The organism is Gilvirhabdus luticola, from assembly GCF_040117515.1.
Taxonomy (GTDB): domain Bacteria; phylum Bacteroidota; class Bacteroidia; order Flavobacteriales; family Flavobacteriaceae; genus Gilvirhabdus; species Gilvirhabdus luticola.
Map to the genome: position 1 here is coordinate 25,225 of NZ_JBEEEN010000006.1, position 18,061 is coordinate 43,285.

Here is an 18,061-nt window from a genome sequence, read left to right on the forward strand (position 1 = left end):
AGATATCAATTTACAGTCACTTGAACATCATTAGATTCTTCTTCTTCACCTTCTACTTCTTCTTTCTTAATTTTTACTTTACTTCCTATCTTAAGAGATTTTGTAACTATATTGTATGGTCCAGTAATAACTTCATCTCCTACTTCAAGACCTCTTAAAATTTCAATATTAGAATCGTCTTGAATTCCAGTTTCAACTACCTTCAGCTTTGCTATTTCTCCTTCTTTTACAAATACACATTCAAATTTCTCGTCGACATTACTTTGAGAACTTGTTGTTTTAGTATTTGAAGTATTACTGGCAGTCGTATCTGTTTTAATGACTACAGCACTAATTGGTATAGCAATAGCATCTTTGCGTGTATTAGTGATAATATCTGTTGTAGCAGTCATTCCAGGTCTAAAAGGTGAATAATGTTCTGGTTTACCTTCAATCAAATCTAAATAAGATTCTTTCAAAATTCTAACTTTTACTTTAAAATTAGTAACCTGATCTGATGTTAAATTACCATAAGCCGAGTTGGCAATCTCGGTCACTAAACCTTTAAATTCCTTTTTAAGATATGCATCAACTTCAACAATTACTGAATCACCTAACTCAACTTTAACAATATCATTTTCATTAACATCTACCTCAACTTCCATGTTATTTAAGTTTGCTATACGTAAAATCTCATTCCCCATAAACTGCTGCGTTCCTAGGGCACGATTACCTATTTCGGCATCCAATTTAGAAATAGTTCCAGATATTGGAGCATAAATACTAGTTCTGTTCAAATAATTACGGGCTTCATTCAATGAAGCATTAGCACTTTGAACTGCAAAGTATGCTGATTGTTTATTAGCTTCAGCAATTTCATATGCTGAAACAACATTATCCCAATCAGCTTTGGATATGACCCCTTTTTCAAATAGATTCTGATTTCTATTATATGTTGATTTTGCTTCTTTAAGTGTTGCCTCTGCTTGATTTAAGCCAGCTCGCATATTCTGCAAAGTAGCTTCCGCTCGATTCAAACTAGATTGATAAATATCCGGATTTATTTTTACCAAAAGATCACCTTTCTCAACTTGCTGTCCCTCTACAATATGAAGTTCAATAATTTCTCCTGAAACATCACTTGAAATTGTAACTTCAACTTCTGGTTGGATCTTACCAGTGGCAGATACTTTCTCAATAATATCCATTTTGGATATTATTTGAGTGTAAACTTCTTTGTAGTTTCCATGATCACCAAACCATCCAGCCTTTTTCCCAGCTATTAAAAGCGCTAAAACTGCTACAGTTGATAAAACAATGATGGTTAATTTTTTCTTGCTCATTTTATTTAATTAATATCCGTTATCGGTATTCCAAAATAAAATTCTAATACTTTAAGTTTAAATATATAATCATACTTGGTTCTTATCACTTCGCTTTGAGCTGCTTCAAATCTGTTTTGAGACTGGCTGTAATTAAAAGCATTCAATAATCCTACATTATAACGTTCTTGAGAGTATTTAAATGCTTCTTCTCTAGCTTCTAGAGTTTTTATAGCTGCTTCATAGGCTTTTGATGCTCCTTTAGTATCATTATATGCCTGATATATAGAGGTTTGAAGGTCTAAACTTGCTTGCTCTAGTCTATTTTTAGTTCGTTCAACATTCACTTGATTTCTTTTTACGTTGTTACTTGTAGAAAGCCCATTAAAAATAGGTACGTTTAATTGCAAACCAAGAGAATGACCTTTGTTATCTGATATTTGATCTTTAAAACTAGGAAGTGTTGGATTTAATTTATTATAAAAATAACTCGTCCCAAAGTTATAAAATCCTGTTAGTGAAGGATACAATGCTCCTTTATTTATTTTTAAATTTTGTTCGGCTATCTCAACACTTGTTTTTGCAATTTTTATATCATATCTCGTTTCTTTAGCTTTCTCAAAAATGGTGTTTGGAGATTCATTAAGAATTGAAGAAGGCGGAATTGTATACTCAACATCCTCAATATCAAAATTTTCATAATCTTCAATTAGCATGATTTGTGCTAAATTTATTTTAGATATTTGTAGCGCATTTTCTGAATTTACTATTTGTTGTTCTTGCGACGCAATTGTTGCTTGAATTTCTAATAAATCTCCTTTTGGTAAGGCACCAGCTTCAACTAAATCAGTTGTGCGCTTAAACTCTTGACTAGAAATTTGCTGCTGACCTCTTAAAACTTTTAATTGTTCTTTATTGAAAAGTATTTGTAGGAATGCATTAGCAACAAACAGTGAAATATCATCTTTCATATCATCCAACTGATATTGTCTTGACAATATCTCTAAATTAGCTCTATGCATTTGATTAATGTTTTGCCTGCCTCGAAATATATCAACATTAGTTCCTATCCCTATTTGACTAGTTTGGGTTGTAGCATTAACATTTGTACCAGATACAGGATCTCCTGTAAGTCCAATATTCCATCTATGTGAAGAATTAAGATTGAGTGAAGGAAGAAAGTTACCAAAAGCATCTTTTTTATTCAACTCCGTTTCTTCTAAATCCAGTTCACTTTGCTTAACAGTAATATTGTTTTCTAATGCATATTCAACACATTCAGGTAGCGTCCATTTTTTTACTTGAGCTTGAGATATAATTCCCAACAAAACAAAAAATATGATAAAGTTTTTTTTCATAATTTAATAATAAGTCTATGTAAATGATAAAGTGTTACAGAAAAATAAAATTAATTCTGGGCATAACTTGGAATTCCTTGAATTTGATTCCAAACTTTTATTTTGTCTTTTTTGGTGATGCCATTTTTTACTTCAACAAAAATGCCATCGCTAATACCAAGCTCAACATCTCGTCGTTCAAATTGCTGGTCTCCAGTTTCAATTTCAACAAATGGCTTTTTAGTTTCAGAATCATATTGCACCAATGCTTCTCTAATAGCCATGGCATTTTCTGCTTTTTCTAAAATAATAGATGCATTTGCACTTAAACCAGCTCTTATAAATGTAGAATCAATTTTTTTAATTGAGCCTTTAATTTCAAATTGTATAGCTCCATTCTCTTCAACACCTTTAGGCGCTATATAATCTAGAACAGCATCAAATTTTTTATTTTGAATAGCACCTACTGTTATTTCGAGAGGTAAGCCTTCTTTTATTTTTCCAACTTCACTCTCATCAACTTTCCCTTCAAAAATCATTTTCTTTACATCTGCTAACGAAGCTATTGAGGTTCCTTCATTAAAATTATTAGCTTCTATGACTTGATTACCCGCTTCTACAGGAACGTCCAACACCATACCGGAAACTGTAGCTCTGACTTGAGTTTGAGCAATATTGCCTAAACCACTAGTAGTACCAGTCTTAATGATATCATAGTTTTGTTTAGCAGAATTTAGATTAATTCTTGCCTGTTCAACACTTTGCTTGGTTTGCAAATAGGTATTATTAATGGCTTCAAAATCATTAGCAGAAATAACCCCTTTTTCAAATAATGCTTTCTGACGGTCGTAATTTGCTTGTTGAGTTTCTAGATTTATTCTGGCAGTTTGTAATGCTGTTTGATTGCTTGCAATACTATTTTGGGCACTTGCCAGTGAAGACACATTAGGAATAACTCTAATTTTTGCTATTAAATCACCCGATTTAACATATTCTCCAGCCTCAATATAAACTTCTTCTACAACACCCGAAATATTGGGTTTTATAAGTATTTCTTCTTTAGGAACGATACTTCCAGTTGCCACAGTTTTTACTACTATGGTCTGATCGGTAGCTTGTTCAGTAGAATATTTTATCGGGTTTTCTTTATTTTTTTGCCATAAATAAAATAGTGCCGCAGAAAATGCTATAACTATAAGGGATAATGTGATTATGGTTTTGGTTCTTTTCATTTTTTATTTTCTAATTAAATTTTACTCTATTCTTAATGCATCAACTGGTTTCATTTTAGTGGCACTATTAGCAGGAATTAATCCAGCTAATAATCCTGAAACAACTAATATAATTAACGCCGTAAATATAACTGTCATATTTACGCTTGGATTTGAAAACATATCAACTGGGCCATTCATATCTAAAAGGTAATTCAATCCCCAAATCACGAAAGCAGAAAAAGAAATACCTACCATACCAGATAATATGGTTAAAATAAGACTCTCTTGTAAAATCTGTCCTTTTATAGCCCAAGGAGAAGCTCCTAATGCACGCCTTACTCCTATTTCTTTTGTTCGTTCTTTAACTACAATAAGCATAATATTACTTATACCTATTATACCAGACATGAGTACTAATGCTCCGACAAAATATCCAACTATGGTAAGTATTGTAAACAAACCATTAACACGTTCAAAACGTTCTGCTAAATCATTATGACCAATTGCACGGTCGTCTGTAGGGTCTATGGTATGTCTCGATTTTATTATGTTAAAAACTTGTTGTTTTATATCAGTAATAATAACATCATCTTTTGCCGTAATAGCCATCCAACCTACACGATCTCCTCTGTTAAAGGCCTGCCCAAAAGTAGTAAATGGAATATATACTGTACTGGCATCTTGCTCTCTATCTCCTTGCCCATTACTCTTTTTAAAGGTTCCTATAACTTGAAAATTAACCCCATTGATTTTAATATAGCTACCCAAAACTTCTTCTCCTAAATCATACAATCCATTGACCACTCCTGTACCAATAACACAAATCTTCCTATTTGCATTTATATCCGAATAATTCAAGAATCTACCTTCAGTAATATCCATTGGATCTTGATTTATGTATTCTGGATAATGACCGTAAATCTCAAATGCTCCTGTTTTAGTTCCCCGTATAACGTTATTAGACCCTCTAAAGCCACCTAGTTGATTAATTGGTGAAACATATAGAAGTCCTGGTACTTCAGATTTTAAAGCTGCAACATCGTCTAGCTTAAAACTAAACCAGCGTCCTTTTGGATGTCCTTTATAAGATTTTGAAGTTCTTTGAGACCACATCCACATAGAATTTGTAGCAAAATCTCCAAAATCTGCTGTTACTCCATTTTTAAGTCCATTGGTTAAAGCTAGCAATAAAACTAAAATGGTGATTCCCCAAAAGACGCCAAATGCTGTTAAAAAAGTACGAAACTTATTAGCCGTTAAGGCCTGTAAAATTTCATCCCATCGGTCTTTGTTAAATTGACTATTCATCTCTTAAAGCTTCTATGGGTTTTATTTTAACCGCTCTAAATGCAGGAATAAAGCCTGCCAGAGTCCCTGCAAATACTAGTAAAAAAACTGTCGTTAGCGCTACATTAAAATTTACTTGAGGATATTTTAAGTAATCATTTTGAATTTGAGGACCAATGAGTTCTAACAATCCTAAACCAGCAATCAATCCAAATAATCCAGCAAACATTGTTACAAAGATTGCTTCTTGAAGAATCATCCCAATGATCGAGCTTGGTAAAGCTCCCAAAGCCTTTCTAATACCAATTTCCTTTGTACGCTCTTTAACAATAATGAGCATAATGTTTCCAACACCAACTATACCAGCTATAATTGTTCCTATCCCGACAAACCAAAATACAGCGGCAATTGTATCTACTAAAGCATAGATTTTGGCCGCATCTTCCAAAGTATTGTTAACTCTTATAGCGCTTGTATCATCTGGAGCAACTGAATGCATTAATTTGAGATCATCTTCAATGCCTTTAGCAATATTACTTGACAGAATTACCGACTCATTAAAATTTTCGGACATTTTTGTTGTGAAGAGCATATTTCTAATGTTTCCACCTGCATTAAATACTCTTTGGGCAGTAGTAATTGGTATATACCCTATATTCTCTTCCCATCCTCCTGGATCATAGAACACGCCAACAACTTTGAAGTTGATGCCAAAAATGAGAACATTTTTATCTATAGGATCCTCATCTTTAAACAAATCCTTTTTAATGTTATTCCCAATAACAATTACTTTTTTGAATTCATCAATATCAGATTGATTGAGAAACCTACCATTACTAATATCTGCATTTTCTATAAATTGATAATCGGGCACTGCTCCTCTTACATTATAATTTCCCGTTTCATTCTTATAAGTAATTGTAGAACCCCATCTTTGATATAGCGGTGCTTTATACTCGATGTAATCATTATACTTTTTGGAAATTAAATTGAAATCATCATTTTTAAGTTGAATGTATCTTCCTGGGTTATTGCCTTTGTATTCTTTAGATGTAACACCAGTCCAGACTGTTATTGTATTGGTTGCATCTCTCTGAAATTCAGACTTCACTCCATTTTCAATTCCTTTACTAAATCCCAAAAGAATTACTAAAATAAAAATCCCTGAAGCTACAGAAAGTCCCGTTAAAAAAGTTCGAAGATTATTTTTCTTTAAGGTTTCAAATATTTCCTGCCAGCGCTCTAAATCAAACATTTTGTAGTACTCTTTTTTGAATAACTTTTTCGTCACTTACAATAACACCATCTTTAAGGTGTACAATGCGTTTTGTCATGTTTGCTATATCATACTCGTGAGTTACAACTAAAATGGTCTTTCCTTCATCATTTATGCCTTGTAACAATTCCATAACGTCATAAGAGGTTGTAGAATCTAATGCTCCTGTTGGTTCATCAGCTAATAAAACTTTGGGGTTGCTCGCTAAAGCTCTTGCAATAGCTACACGCTGCTTTTGGCCTCCTGAAAGCTCACTTGGCAAATGTTCGGCCCATTCTATAAGACCAACTTTTTCAAGATAATACTCCGCTTTTTCAATACGCTCTTTGCGTTTTATTCCTTGATAATATAATGGTAATGCAACATTATCTAATGCATTTTTGTAGTTGATAAGATTGAAGGATTGAAAAACAAAACCAAGAAATTCATTTCTATATTTAGCGGCGATTTTTTCGTTCAATTTTTTAATTGGAAAACCATCAAGGATATAGTCGCCAGAATCTGCTTCGTCCAGCATTCCTAAAATATTAAGAAACGTGGATTTTCCGGAACCTGAAGAACCCATTATAGACACAAGTTCTCCTTCTTCTACTTCAAAATTTAAACCTTTTAAAACATGTAACTTGTTGGTCCCAACTTGATAAGATTTGTGCAAATCTTTTATTTGTATCATACTAGAAATGGTTAATTCTTAACAAAGCAACATAAAACGTGCCACAATTTGTACTAACAAACTGTTAAGAATTTATTTTTGATTGATATTATTAAGACGATTAAAAAAATGAAGTGTTACAGTAAATATTAATTTGATTTTGATTTTTTCACTTTGTAGAATTTCCAATAAATTATATATCCTAATCCTGCAACAAGAATATACGGAATTGCCATGAGATAAATAATCCCGTCATTTATTCCTTTTGCAGTTGACTGGCCTTGTTCACTTTCCAAAACAGCACGACACATAGCACATTGAGCTTCAGTATTTATAGCTAAAAGCATGAATAACATTATGAATAACATTTTTCTTTTCACTTTATTCTAATATTGATAATATGGTGAAATTAAAATAAATACCAATACACCTGAAACGGCTACATACAACCATAAAGGGAACGTGATTTTCGCAATTTTCTTATGTCTTTCAATATCATTTGTAATTGCTCTAACATAGGTTATTAAGACAAACGGAATCACAAGAATAGATAATAAAATATGTGTTATTAAAATAAAGTAGTACATATATTTCAGAATTCCGTCTCCTCCAAACTTTGTTGAATCACTTGTCATATGGTAAGCAACATACATAACTAAAAATAATGCAGATAATAGAATTGCAATTTTCATCAATCTCTTGTGTAGATTAATGTTTTTATTCTTAATAGCGAGAAATGCAAAAATCAATACAAAAGTTGTAATGGCATTTGTGGAGGCATAAATTGGAGGTAAAAACATTAACGGTTCTACATTTGGGATTTTAACACCAAACAAAACAGCAACAACCAATGGAATAAATATTGATAAAACAACTATTATTTTATTGTATTTATTTTGCTCTTTATTTATTGATGTTTTATTCATTAAGTAGTTTTTCTATGTCTTCTTTAAGCATTGTTATTTCTTGCGTTTTACCATCGTCATCCATTTCTTCTGATTCTGAAATCATGCCATTATAAAAAATAAGTGGATTTCCATCTTGAATTCTTGAACGAATAAATCCGTTTTTATCAATTAAAGCAAAGTTGCCTGAATGCTCAAAGCCACCTACTACTTCACTATCTTCTGCTGTGTATAAATTAAATCCAACATTGGCTAACTCATATATTTTGTCTTTATCGCCAGTTAATAAATGCCAATTTGGGTTTGTAATGCCATATTTTTCGGCATAATCTTTTAAAACTTCACTAGTATCATAATCTGGGTTGATAGTAAATGAAGCTACACCAAAATTTTCAATGCCTTCAAACGTATTCTGAATCTGAACTAGATTCGAGTTCATTCTTGGACAAATGGTTGGACATGTTGTAAAAAAAAACTCAACTATATAAACCTTGCCTTCATAATCTTTGTTGGTTATGGTTTTACCATTTTGATTTGTAAAGCTAAAATCTGGAACTTTTTTTGGTTCTCCATTTATGGTCAAGAATGCTAAATCTGATGTTTTCGAAGCCTGTTTTGAAATATCCTCACTTCTACTTTCTTCTCTGGAAATATCCTTATTACTTATTCTTTCTACTATTCTTGGAATAAAAATAATGCCAAAAATCAGAATGATAAACGAAATTCCTATATATGAATAATTAGTTTTGCTCATTTGACTTCTTTAAATCACTTTCTCTTCTTGATGAAGAATCAAAATTTCCTTTTCTTTTTTGTCTGTATTCTGTAAATAAGATTCTTAAATCTTCGCTCATTTTGTTCTTGATTTCAGCTACTTCAATACAATTGTAAGAACTTAAACCATAGATAGGTAAGTTTTTGGATATTTCATTATCCAACCTATCATCTATTCTTCCTCTTTGACTCAATTCTTTATCAACTATAAAAACGTTATTAGTGCTCAATTGGTCATTAAGCGTTATATCTGTTTTTAGACTATCAAAAACTTCTTGGATTTGATTCTGGTTACCATAAACAAAATGCCAATATTTTAAGTCTTCATACAAGCTTATATCCTTTTTTAATTGCATTGCTTCATCTTCTGAAGCTTCCGGGACAACAATTACTATTTGAAATCTCTTAAACCCTTTAAACTTATCATATATAAGCTCCTTTAAATTGGATGCTGCGACTGCATTATTTAGTGGGTTCTTGCCAAAAAAGCCTAAAACGGTAAGATGATCTTGCAGTACTACAACTTCATCAGAATCTGATTTAAAATGGTCTAGCTCTTTTACCTTTTCATCTACGATATCTAAAGTATTGTAGTTATGTGTAGAAGGATATAAAAACATCAAAAAAGTTACCGGTAGGAAAAATAAAATTCCGAGCACTAAATTTCTTTTTATCTGCTTCCTGTTCATGCTGCAAAAATAAAAAAGACGGTTTAAAAAACCGCCTTTTTATATATGTTTAACTTTATAATTAAAAATCTCTTTTAACATACCCTGAAGAATAAATACTTTCTATGTATCCGCCTTCTTGAAGTAATATAAATACCAGATAGCAAATTAAGAATACTGCTGTCCATACTACCATGCGTCTTAATGCTTTAGTTTCATCTCGCATGTGCATGAAATCCCAAGTAATGTAGTAAGCTTTTACAATTGTTAAAATTATGAATATCCAGTTAAGGGCTTTCATTCCAAGAACTTTTACAAAAAGTGATTCCGGTTTGTATATACCAAGACCAACTTCTACTGCAGTCACTATGGTTAATAAAATTAAAACTCCCCAAATTTTTTGTGTGTTTGATTTAAACTTAATCAAACCTCTTAAAATTTCTAATTTATGTGCGTGTGCCATTTTAAATTAATTTATTAAACTAGGTAGAAGAATGTAAATACAAATACCCAAACTAAATCTACAAAGTGCCAGTACAACCCAACTTTTTCAACCATTTCATAACTCTTCCTCTTTTCATAAGTTCCTAAAATAACATTAAAGAAAATAATGATATTTATAATAACTCCAGAAAAAACATGGAATCCGTGAAACCCAGTAATAAAGAAAAAGAAGTCTGCAAAGAGTGGTGACCCATACTCATTTGCATGTAAATTGGCACCTTCAATTACTGCAGTGCTATTTGTTTTTAATTGTTTAAGAGACTCTTCTCTAGATAGTACAGTTTTGTTTCCATGTTCGTCCAATAATTGTGTTCTTACCAACACATTTTCATTAGCCTCAAAACCACTTACTACTTCACCTACAGTATATGTTGGTAATGTTCCTTCACTTAAAAACCAAATACCATTATTACGTTCGTTCCTAACCCTTTCTCCATGACCTTTCACTGCAAAATCCCGTAATGCTAATCGATGTCCATCCGTGTCAACAAACTGAAGAATATTTCCACCTTTGGTTTGTATAGCACCATAATCTCCCTTAATAAATGTTGCCCATTCCCATGCTTGAGATCCAACGAATATCAAACCACCAATAATGGTTAAGAACATATAAAAAGTTACCTTTCCTTTTTGCATGTGATGTCCAGCATCTACAGCAAGCACCATAGTTACAGAAGACATAATTAAAACAAATGTCATAAATGCCACATAGATCATTGGTAACTCTTGCCCATGCAAAAATGGAACGTGAGTAAATACCTCATCGGCAATTGGCCATGAGTCTATAAATTTAAATCTTGAAAATCCGTAGGAAGCTAAAAAGCCAGAAAATGTAAGTGCATCTGAAACAATAAAGAACCACATCATCAATTTACCGTAACTTGCGTTAAGAGGCTTCTTACCTCCACCCCAAGCTTTTCCTTCTGTTCCAGTTTTTACAACTGCTGTACTACTCATAGTATGGTATAGTTTTTAAAGGTTGCACAAAAATAATCAATTTATTCATCTAACGAAATATAAAAATAAAAAGAGATACAACCAGAGTATATCTACAAAGTGCCAAAATGTTGCTGCCAGTTCAAAACCAAGCATATTTGTTGCATTATATCTTTGTTTAAAATGATTATAAATTACTACCAGCAAGCAAATTAATCCAGCAACAATATGCAATATATGGACGAAAGCTATTAAAAAAATATAAGACATGGTAACATTACTTGTTGGTCCAGTAAAATTATAGCCTAATTCCAAGATTTGATTAAAACCAATAAATTGATTATAAATAAATGCAATTCCTAAAATTAAAGTCGTCCATAACCAACCCATTGTTGTTTTATTGTTACCTCTTTTTAGAGATTTTTTGGCTAAAATAAAAGTAATGCTGCTGAATATAATTATAATCGTACTTAAAGTAAATGCTTGTGGTAACTGAAAATCTTTCAACCAATCTGGTCTTGTACTACTAACAACAAAAGCACTAGTCCAACCAGCAAATGACATAATTAATGAGATAATGCCAAACCAAAGCATCATTTTTTTTGCTCTTATTTGTTTTTCTTCAAAAGTACCTTTTGTTAAATCCATAAGTCTATCTAATAAATTTATCTAACACATAAACAATTTGGAGTAATGTGATGTAAGACACGCTTACCAACATTAATTTCTTTGCTGCCTCTTCAGTCATTTTTTTAAATAACTGGATAGCATAATAAAGCATGCCTAAACCTAAACCTAAAACAATTATTGCTGAAACAGGAGATAGATGTAATTTTCCTGTAAATCCGAAAACGGGAATTAATGAAACTATCAACGTCCAAACTGTGTACATAATTATTTGAACTGCTGTTCCTTTATCTTGTTTCCCGGTTGGTAGCATAAAGAAGCCTCCTTTTTTATAATCTTCAAACAGAAACCAACCTATAGCCCAAAAATGAGGGAATTGCCAAAAAAACTGAATCATAAACAATGTGCCTGGTTCAATACCAAAATCGTCTGTTGCTGCAACCCAACCTAACATAAACGGGATGGCTCCAGGAATAGCTCCAACAAATACAGCCAAAGGCGTTTTAGTCTTTAATGGTGTATAAACACTAGTGTATAAAAATATTGAGATTGCACCAAACATTGCTGTTTGCGGATTGATAATATACAAAATTATAACACCTAAAATCGTAAAGACAGAAGCTATAATAAAGGCAGTAGTCACAGACATTCTTCCTGCTGGAATTGGCCTGTTCTTTGTGCGATCCATCAAGGCATCTAAATCTTTTTCAATGATTTGATTAAATGCATTGGATGCACCAACCATAAAATAACCACCAAAAGCTAATAGGATTAAGGTCTTAAAATCAACAACATCTACACCTAGTAAATAACCAGCAATAGATGAAAACACTACACTTAAAGCCAACCTTATTTTAGTAATCTCCTTAAAATCGGAAATCGCTGAAGCTATTGAAAAAGAAGAATTTGTAGTTTGCAATACGGTTTTCATTAATTGCCTTAAAATGCGACTGCAAAGATACTTTATTCATGTAATTTGAGCAATGCTTTTAAATGTAATTTTGTATTTTTATAAAACACACTAACAATCTCAATTACATCCCATGAAAACTTTAAACTTCATTAGTTCGTTCATTTTTACATTTTTCTTTTTATCGACTTTTGGTCAGGACGTGAATATAGAAGTTCAAAAACTATCTGATAAATTATACATGTTAATTGGTCAAGGTGGAAACATTGGAGTTTCGGCTGGAGATGATGGTATTATTATTATTGATGATCAATTTGCTCCTTTAACACCAAAGATTATTGCTGCATTAAAAACCATAAGCGACAAACCTGTTAAATATGTTGTTAACACACATCATCATGGTGATCATACTGGTGGCAATGAGAATCTTTCAAAATTAGGCGCAACTATCATAGCTCATGATAATGTTAGAAAGCATCTGGAAGACCAACCAAAAGAGGCATTACCTGTCTTAACATTCAATGATAAAATGAGTGTTTATATTAATGGTGAACAGGTTCTTGTTTTTCATCTAGATAATGCTCATACAGATGGAGATTCGATGCTGTATTTCACAAAAAGCAATATATTACACACAGGAGATATTTATTTTAAGGATAGGTATCCTTACATTGACCTAAATAGTGGCGGTTCGGTAAACGGCTACATAGAAGCCATAAAACAAGTCTTGATTATTATTGATGATGATACTAAAATTATTCCAGGTCATGGTTCTGTCTCAAATAAAAAGGAATACCAAGATTTTCTAATAATGCTCGCAACTTTGAAAACACATGTTGAAAAAGAGATTGAAGCAGGTAAAACAGAGGATGAAGTTGCCAACAATAAGGATATTACTAAAGCCTATGACGATATAGGGTTTGGTTCGGGTTATATTAATAGTGAAAAAATTAGAAGAACATTTTTTAAAAGTCTAAAAAACTAAAAATCAAAATACCAGTTAAATAAATCTGTTCTTACCCCTATACTTATCCAAAAGGTATTGTTATCAAACTTTGAAATCGTTTGTGCTTCTGGATTAAAGCTTCTGTAACTAATGTTCGTAAACAATTTTAAGTTTGTAGAAGGGTTTATTAAATATCCTGATTGTAATTCAGCATAAAAGGTATTTGTCTTATTACCTTGACCAACTTCAATTCCTGTATCACTTGGTCTGTCGTTATAATCTCTGTAAATATCGCCTCCATAACTAAAATTATCTGTTCCGTCATTAAAATCCAATCCTCGAGTTCCAAAAATAAATTTAGCATCTGCAAACCAACGGTTGTAGAAATAATGCCCAATCAAAACCAGTTCACTAAAGTTTGCACCCCAAAGATGAGCCATAGACTGATTGGCATGTCCATAATTCAACACAATGGTATTATGAGAATACGTATAAGGTCTCACACGATTATACTCTGCTTGTAGCATTAAATTATCGACCTTAAAGGCATTGTAATATTTAACGCCTATCTGATAACCATATTTATTTTTCCAGCTTTTTTCACCGCCTTTAATATCATTTAAAGAAAATTCATCAAGAATAAATTGTCCATAAAGATTAACATTGTCGTTTACTTTATACTTTGCTGAAGCTCCTAAAATAGCGTTTCCTGCACCTTGCCCAGTTTCAAATTCTATAGCTCTAAAAAATATGATTGGGTTCAGGTAATTAACATCAAAACCTCTGTTGTTGGTATTGGCCCAAATAACCGATTCAAACAAACCAATATTCAATCGTTTTGAAACATTCCAACTTAAATAATGGTTTGCAATGTATTTGGTTAAAAATGCGTCATCTTCAACCACTTCTGGTCTCACATCTTTCAACCATGTCCACGTATTTGTGTATTTAATTTTCCAGAACTTGGTGTTAATTTTAAAAAAGGTGTGCGGATTTGTAACATCACTTTGAAATAATGAACGATAACCATCACCTATAAAATTTTTGCCATGTCCAAACTGAAGATTAATAAACTTTGCAGGTGTATAGGACAAATAAGCTTCGGCAACAGGATAATCATAAGCATCGTCTTTAAACGCTTTGGCTATGCCTCTACCAGGAATTATTGCTGGATCTGGACCATAGGCTTTCAAGCTTTCTGCATAGCTATTTACATATTGTGCAAATCTTCCCTGGCTTTCAAAAAACGAGGAATAAAAATTAAGGTTCTTACCTAATCCTCCTTGAATTAAGAATCCTCTTGTATTATTAAATGTTGTATCAAAATCTGCATCAAAATCTTTTCCTACTTGCAGATCGAAAATTGGGTCTATAGTAAACCAATAGTCTTTTCCTTGAAGTTGTACCAAATGTTCATTCCATAATTTTCTGCCTGCCCAAGTTTGTCTGTCCTGCAAAAGGGATTTCTTTTCGGCTTCTAAATCTTGATAATTCGAGACCTCATCATACAAAAAAGGTTTTGCAGCTGTATGGCTATTAGTACCAACAAGATTCATACTTCTATCAAACTTTGAATAATAACTATGCGTAAAAGGAATATTCAATTGGCTGTTAAATTCTCTGTCTTTATAAGGAACTAAAGTTTGATTTAAGCTATCAATTTCTTTCTTAACTTGTTGTTCTATAGGTGAATTTCCGTATTCATCTGTTTTAGATAAATCTTTGGTTGCTACTTGTTGCTTTTCTAATGGAATCTTAATTTCCATGGAGTATTGCTTAAACGTAGGTCTACCATTATAAGTGCCAGGTTTTACTTTTGGAAATTCAGAAAAAACACGTAAAGCTTCATCTTTTAACTCTTGATACATGGCATCTGTATAAAGTACTCTAAATTGTCCTTCTTTATCAACCTCAAACAATACAACTAATTTTCCAGAATAGTTTTCGTCAAAAACTTTCTGTGGTACTTTTAGATTTTCATAAATTAAAGAGAATACCTTATTATCAAAACAGTATTGAAGTGCATCTATTTCAAGGTTTTCACAATCTAAAAAAACTGGAGCTTTATCCAATTGTAATGCCTCTTGTGCGTAGGTGTGTAATTCAAAAATTAGAAGAATAAAAACAAACAGTTTCTTCATTTATTTATATAGAATTGGTTTCAGGCAGAAAGATACTATTTTTTTGAGAATGGAAGCATTAAAAAACCGTTACCAATAGCGATAATGGTTTTGTTTGAATTTTGTTTTAATCCTGAACCCGAAAAATTATAGGTAGCGTGTATATCACACCTACATTCTTGTTGCTTTGCCTACCTGGAGTCATTTCTGGTATGATCTTAATAACGCGTTCAGCTTCTTTTTCTAGCCTAGGATGAGGAGCTCTGGTTTTTATATCTGTAACTTTACCTGTTTTATTTATTTTGAACTGTACATCAATTTTTTGTCTGCCAGATAAACCTAAAGGAGAAGCCAAATCTGCATTGAATTTTTTCTGGATCAATCTTGAAATCTTTTCAGACATGCATTGTCTACGTTCATCATTGTTTTTGGTTTTTTCACAGCCAGGATAAATAGGAACTCGTTCTACTCCTAAAATATCGTACTCTTCTGGAGGCGGAATAACTTTTATAACAGGTTCTATTTCTGGGTTATCAGAAATTGCTGGTGTCGTGAAAATCTTTGGTGTCTCTTCTCTTGTATCTCCATTATCAATTAATGGTGGCTCATTTAAGGTTCTTGAATCTTTTCTTCTTTCAACCTTTTCAGGGATTTCCTCGTAGATTCTAACTTCTCTTTGAACTACAACTACATCTTCTTCTAGTTGTGACATCTCATAAGGATCAGAAAGTTCTTTCGTAACAAATTCCATTTCGAACAGACTGTAAACTGTAAGTAGACTCAATATTAAGCCTATCTGGAAAAAGAGTGTTGAATTTTTTTGTACATTGGCATCATGCTTCTGCGGCTTTTTCGCGTTTTTCTCATTTTGCCGAATGAGTTCGTGAAATTTCTTTTGAAGTTTCATAATATGTTCTGTTAAATGTTAATATTATGCTAAAGTCACAATAAGCATACCAAAAAAGAAATCCCGTTACAATGTTTGTAACGGGATTTTATATTTTAAAAAATTAATTATTTCTTAATCCTGAACCTGGAATAAAATTGGTAAAGAATAAGGCACTGTTACTGCTTTTCCACGTTGTTTTCCTGGTTTCATTTTTGGTAATAAGTTAATTACCCTTGCCGCTTCTGCTTCTAATTTTGGATGTGGAGCTCTTGCTCTAACTCCTACAATATCACCATTCTTATCTATTTTAAAGATAACGTTAATACGCTGTCTTCCTGAAAGTCCTAAATCTGAAGCTAAGTCTGTATTAAACTTTCTATTTACAAATTGAGCAATTTTTTCAGACATACATTTTTTCTTTGCATCATTATTGCCACTTTCGCATCCTGGATAAATTGGCACATTCTCGATAACAGCAAAAGGTACTTCAATATCTTCTTCTACCTCTTCTACTTCTACATCTTCTACTTCTACAATTTCTTCTTCTTGATCAGATTCTGTAGACTCAATTACAGTCTCTTCAACTTCTGCTTCATCTTCTACAATTTCGATAACCTCTGGAGCAGCTGGAGGAGGAGGAGGTGGTGGTGGCGTTTGTATTTGTTCAGTAATTGGAATTTCTTCTTCTAACTCTTCATCTAAATTTAGCTGACCTATATCAATGTTAGATTTGTCATAAGTTTTATAATTAATGGCGTAATTTGTTAAGAACAACATTAATGCTAAACCAATGGCAAAATACAGAGAACTATTTCTACCAACGTTTGCACTAGGATTTTTTTTGGATTCCATAATTTTTTACTGTTTTAACTAGATTGCTAAAATAACCATTTATTTTGCAAAAAAACAAGTGATTATTATTTTTTAACTTCAAATCTGTTTTTTAAAGTTATAATACCAACTGCAAGGATTACACCTAAAATATTGGCTAAAATATCTTTAAGATCAAATATTCTAGTACTTGTTATTCTATGTTGTAGTACTTCAATAATTATACCAAAACCAATAGATATAACCATTGCTAAAAAAAGAGCGGTTGTTTTCTTTCTTTCTAATTTGGTAAACCATGTTAAATACCAAAGAATTGCCAATATCCCATAAGTTAAAAAGTGGAAAACTTTGTCTGTAATAGACGGAACATAATCTGAAATATCATTTATTTTAATAAGACTTACACAAGCAAGAGCAATAGTGTATAAAATTGTGATAAATAAAATATTTTTTTTAAGCACCAATAAGTTTTAAGTAGTCGTCAGCTGAAAGCAAACTATCTATTTCTGATTCTTTAGATAACTTAACCTTTATTATCCATCCTTCACCATAAGGATCACTGTTTACTTTTTCAGGCTCATCCTCAAGAGATTCGTTGAATTCTACAATTTCACCAGAAAGAGGTAAAAATAAGTCTGAAACCGTTTTTACTGCTTCAACAGTTCCAAATATTTCTTCTGCATCAAGAGTTTCGTCTAGTGTTTCTACCTCAACATAAACAATATCTCCTAATTCACCTTGTGCAAAATCTGTAATGCCAATAGTAGCTATTTCACCTTCTATTTTAACCCATTCGTGGTCTTTAGTGTACTTTAATTCAGACGGAATATTCATTTTATAATTTTAATATGTTTTGGCAAATGTATCTATTCAAAATATAAAAT

General features: G+C 32.0%; 20 protein-coding genes. 1 reads left to right on the forward strand and 19 read right to left on the reverse strand.

Annotated features, from left to right (window positions below):
• Positions 1-5: 5 nt before the first annotated feature.
• The 14 genes from AAFP94_RS10675 to cyoE form a co-directional block, all read right to left on the reverse strand.
• Positions 6-1,322: an efflux RND transporter periplasmic adaptor subunit gene (locus tag AAFP94_RS10675; protein ID WP_316662711.1), complete on the reverse strand. Its 1,317-nt coding sequence runs from the start codon at positions 1,320-1,322 to the stop codon at positions 6-8.
• A 5-nt stretch (positions 1,323-1,327) separates the two neighbouring features.
• Complete coding sequence (locus tag AAFP94_RS10680) at positions 1,328-2,659, reverse strand: TolC family protein (RefSeq protein WP_316662712.1); 1,332 nt, start codon at positions 2,657-2,659, stop codon at positions 1,328-1,330.
• A gap of 50 nt (positions 2,660-2,709) precedes the next feature.
• Positions 2,710-3,870 carry an efflux RND transporter periplasmic adaptor subunit gene (locus AAFP94_RS10685; RefSeq protein WP_316662713.1) on the reverse strand — a complete coding sequence of 387 codons (1,161 nt, stop codon included), beginning with the start codon at positions 3,868-3,870 and terminating at the stop codon, positions 2,710-2,712.
• A 21-nt stretch (positions 3,871-3,891) separates the two neighbouring features.
• Complete coding sequence (locus AAFP94_RS10690; RefSeq protein WP_316662714.1) at positions 3,892-5,160, reverse strand: ABC transporter permease; 1,269 nt, start codon at positions 5,158-5,160, stop codon at positions 3,892-3,894.
• Positions 5,153-6,394 (reverse strand): ABC transporter permease, encoded by a 1,242-nt coding sequence (locus AAFP94_RS10695; RefSeq protein ID WP_316662715.1) that lies wholly within the window; start codon positions 6,392-6,394, stop codon positions 5,153-5,155. The genes AAFP94_RS10690 and AAFP94_RS10695 overlap by 8 nt, the downstream gene beginning before the upstream one ends.
• The gene (locus tag AAFP94_RS10700; RefSeq protein ID WP_316662716.1) at positions 6,387-7,088 is read right to left on the reverse strand and encodes an ABC transporter ATP-binding protein; all 702 of its coding nucleotides are present in this window, start codon (positions 7,086-7,088) and stop codon (positions 6,387-6,389) included. The genes AAFP94_RS10695 and AAFP94_RS10700 overlap by 8 nt, the downstream gene beginning before the upstream one ends.
• 128 nt (positions 7,089-7,216) lie before the next feature.
• A complete protein-coding gene (locus AAFP94_RS10705; protein WP_316662717.1) occupies positions 7,217-7,414 on the reverse strand; it encodes a hypothetical protein in 198 nt (65 codons plus the stop codon).
• A gap of 39 nt (positions 7,415-7,453) precedes the next feature.
• A complete protein-coding gene (locus AAFP94_RS10710) occupies positions 7,454-7,993 on the reverse strand; it encodes a DUF420 domain-containing protein (RefSeq protein WP_316662718.1) in 540 nt (179 codons plus the stop codon).
• Complete coding sequence (locus AAFP94_RS10715; RefSeq protein ID WP_316662719.1) at positions 7,986-8,726, reverse strand: SCO family protein; 741 nt, start codon at positions 8,724-8,726, stop codon at positions 7,986-7,988. The genes AAFP94_RS10710 and AAFP94_RS10715 overlap by 8 nt, the downstream gene beginning before the upstream one ends.
• Positions 8,713-9,405, reverse strand: a complete 693-nt coding sequence (locus tag AAFP94_RS10720; protein ID WP_316662720.1) for a hypothetical protein — start codon at positions 9,403-9,405, stop codon at positions 8,713-8,715. Before AAFP94_RS10720 ends, AAFP94_RS10715 begins: the two co-directional genes overlap by 14 nt.
• Positions 9,406-9,496: 91 nt before the next feature.
• Positions 9,497-9,877 (reverse strand): cytochrome C oxidase subunit IV family protein, encoded by a 381-nt coding sequence (locus tag AAFP94_RS10725; protein ID WP_316662721.1) that lies wholly within the window; start codon positions 9,875-9,877, stop codon positions 9,497-9,499.
• A 14-nt stretch (positions 9,878-9,891) separates the two neighbouring features.
• Entirely contained in the window at positions 9,892-10,875 is a 984-nt protein-coding gene (locus AAFP94_RS10730; protein ID WP_316662723.1) for a cytochrome c oxidase subunit 3, read from the reverse strand.
• A 45-nt stretch (positions 10,876-10,920) separates the two neighbouring features.
• Positions 10,921-11,502, reverse strand: a complete 582-nt coding sequence (locus AAFP94_RS10735; RefSeq protein ID WP_316662724.1) for a cytochrome c oxidase subunit 3 — start codon at positions 11,500-11,502, stop codon at positions 10,921-10,923.
• A 4-nt stretch (positions 11,503-11,506) separates the two neighbouring features.
• The gene (gene cyoE, locus AAFP94_RS10740; protein WP_316662725.1) at positions 11,507-12,412 is read right to left on the reverse strand and encodes a heme o synthase; all 906 of its coding nucleotides are present in this window, start codon (positions 12,410-12,412) and stop codon (positions 11,507-11,509) included.
• 112 nt (positions 12,413-12,524) lie between these two features.
• On the opposite strand from cyoE, the gene AAFP94_RS10745 reads away from it, so the two are divergent.
• Positions 12,525-13,376, forward strand: coding sequence for an MBL fold metallo-hydrolase (locus tag AAFP94_RS10745; RefSeq protein WP_316662726.1), 852 nt, complete (start codon positions 12,525-12,527; stop codon positions 13,374-13,376).
• Here AAFP94_RS10745 and AAFP94_RS10750 read toward each other — a convergent pair.
• The 5 genes from AAFP94_RS10750 to gcvH form a co-directional block, all read right to left on the reverse strand.
• The gene (locus AAFP94_RS10750) at positions 13,373-15,478 is read right to left on the reverse strand and encodes a gliding motility protein RemB (protein WP_316662727.1); all 2,106 of its coding nucleotides are present in this window, start codon (positions 15,476-15,478) and stop codon (positions 13,373-13,375) included. The genes AAFP94_RS10745 and AAFP94_RS10750 overlap by 4 nt on opposite strands.
• Positions 15,479-15,584: 106 nt before the next feature.
• Positions 15,585-16,364 (reverse strand): energy transducer TonB, encoded by a 780-nt coding sequence (locus AAFP94_RS10755; protein ID WP_316662728.1) that lies wholly within the window; start codon positions 16,362-16,364, stop codon positions 15,585-15,587.
• A 114-nt stretch (positions 16,365-16,478) separates the two neighbouring features.
• A complete protein-coding gene (locus tag AAFP94_RS10760; RefSeq protein ID WP_316662730.1) occupies positions 16,479-17,198 on the reverse strand; it encodes an energy transducer TonB in 720 nt (239 codons plus the stop codon).
• 65 nt (positions 17,199-17,263) lie between these two features.
• On the reverse strand, positions 17,264-17,638 hold the full coding sequence (locus AAFP94_RS10765; RefSeq protein WP_316662731.1) for a VanZ family protein: 375 nt from the start codon (positions 17,636-17,638) through the stop codon (positions 17,264-17,266).
• Complete coding sequence (gene gcvH / locus AAFP94_RS10770; protein WP_316662732.1) at positions 17,631-18,011, reverse strand: glycine cleavage system protein GcvH; 381 nt, start codon at positions 18,009-18,011, stop codon at positions 17,631-17,633. The genes AAFP94_RS10765 and gcvH overlap by 8 nt, the downstream gene beginning before the upstream one ends.
• Between the last annotated feature and the right edge of the window lie 50 nt (positions 18,012-18,061).

Bases quoted from the DNA above. Each gene is read 5' to 3' on its own strand.
- AAFP94_RS10715 (WP_316662719.1), bottom strand. From the start codon at position 8,726: ATGAGCAAAACTAATTATTCATATATAGGAATTTCGTTTATCATTCTG.
- AAFP94_RS10755 (WP_316662728.1), bottom strand. From the start codon at position 16,364: ATGAAACTTCAAAAGAAATTTCACGAACTCATTCGGCAAAATGAGAAA.
- AAFP94_RS10700 (WP_316662716.1), bottom strand. From the start codon at position 7,088: ATGATACAAATAAAAGATTTGCACAAATCTTATCAAGTTGGGACCAAC.
- AAFP94_RS10710 (WP_316662718.1), bottom strand. From the start codon at position 7,993: ATGAATAAAACATCAATAAATAAAGAGCAAAATAAATACAATAAAATA.
- AAFP94_RS10750 (WP_316662727.1), bottom strand. From the start codon at position 15,478: ATGAAGAAACTGTTTGTTTTTATTCTTCTAATTTTTGAATTACACACC.
- AAFP94_RS10725 (WP_316662721.1), bottom strand. From the start codon at position 9,877: ATGGCACACGCACATAAATTAGAAATTTTAAGAGGTTTGATTAAGTTT.
- AAFP94_RS10695 (WP_316662715.1), bottom strand. From the start codon at position 6,394: ATGTTTGATTTAGAGCGCTGGCAGGAAATATTTGAAACCTTAAAGAAA.
- AAFP94_RS10760 (WP_316662730.1), bottom strand. From the start codon at position 17,198: ATGGAATCCAAAAAAAATCCTAGTGCAAACGTTGGTAGAAATAGTTCT.
- AAFP94_RS10730 (WP_316662723.1), bottom strand. From the start codon at position 10,875: ATGAGTAGTACAGCAGTTGTAAAAACTGGAACAGAAGGAAAAGCTTGG.
- AAFP94_RS10680 (WP_316662712.1), bottom strand. From the start codon at position 2,659: ATGAAAAAAAACTTTATCATATTTTTTGTTTTGTTGGGAATTATATCT.
- AAFP94_RS10705 (WP_316662717.1), bottom strand. From the start codon at position 7,414: ATGCTTTTAGCTATAAATACTGAAGCTCAATGTGCTATGTGTCGTGCT.
- AAFP94_RS10735 (WP_316662724.1), bottom strand. From the start codon at position 11,502: ATGGATTTAACAAAAGGTACTTTTGAAGAAAAACAAATAAGAGCAAAA.
- gcvH (WP_316662732.1), bottom strand. From the start codon at position 18,011: ATGAATATTCCGTCTGAATTAAAGTACACTAAAGACCACGAATGGGTT.
- AAFP94_RS10690 (WP_316662714.1), bottom strand. From the start codon at position 5,160: ATGAATAGTCAATTTAACAAAGACCGATGGGATGAAATTTTACAGGCC.
- AAFP94_RS10745 (WP_316662726.1), top strand. From the start codon at position 12,525: ATGAAAACTTTAAACTTCATTAGTTCGTTCATTTTTACATTTTTCTTT.
- AAFP94_RS10685 (WP_316662713.1), bottom strand. From the start codon at position 3,870: ATGAAAAGAACCAAAACCATAATCACATTATCCCTTATAGTTATAGCA.
- cyoE (WP_316662725.1), bottom strand. From the start codon at position 12,412: ATGAAAACCGTATTGCAAACTACAAATTCTTCTTTTTCAATAGCTTCA.
- AAFP94_RS10675 (WP_316662711.1), bottom strand. From the start codon at position 1,322: ATGAGCAAGAAAAAATTAACCATCATTGTTTTATCAACTGTAGCAGTT.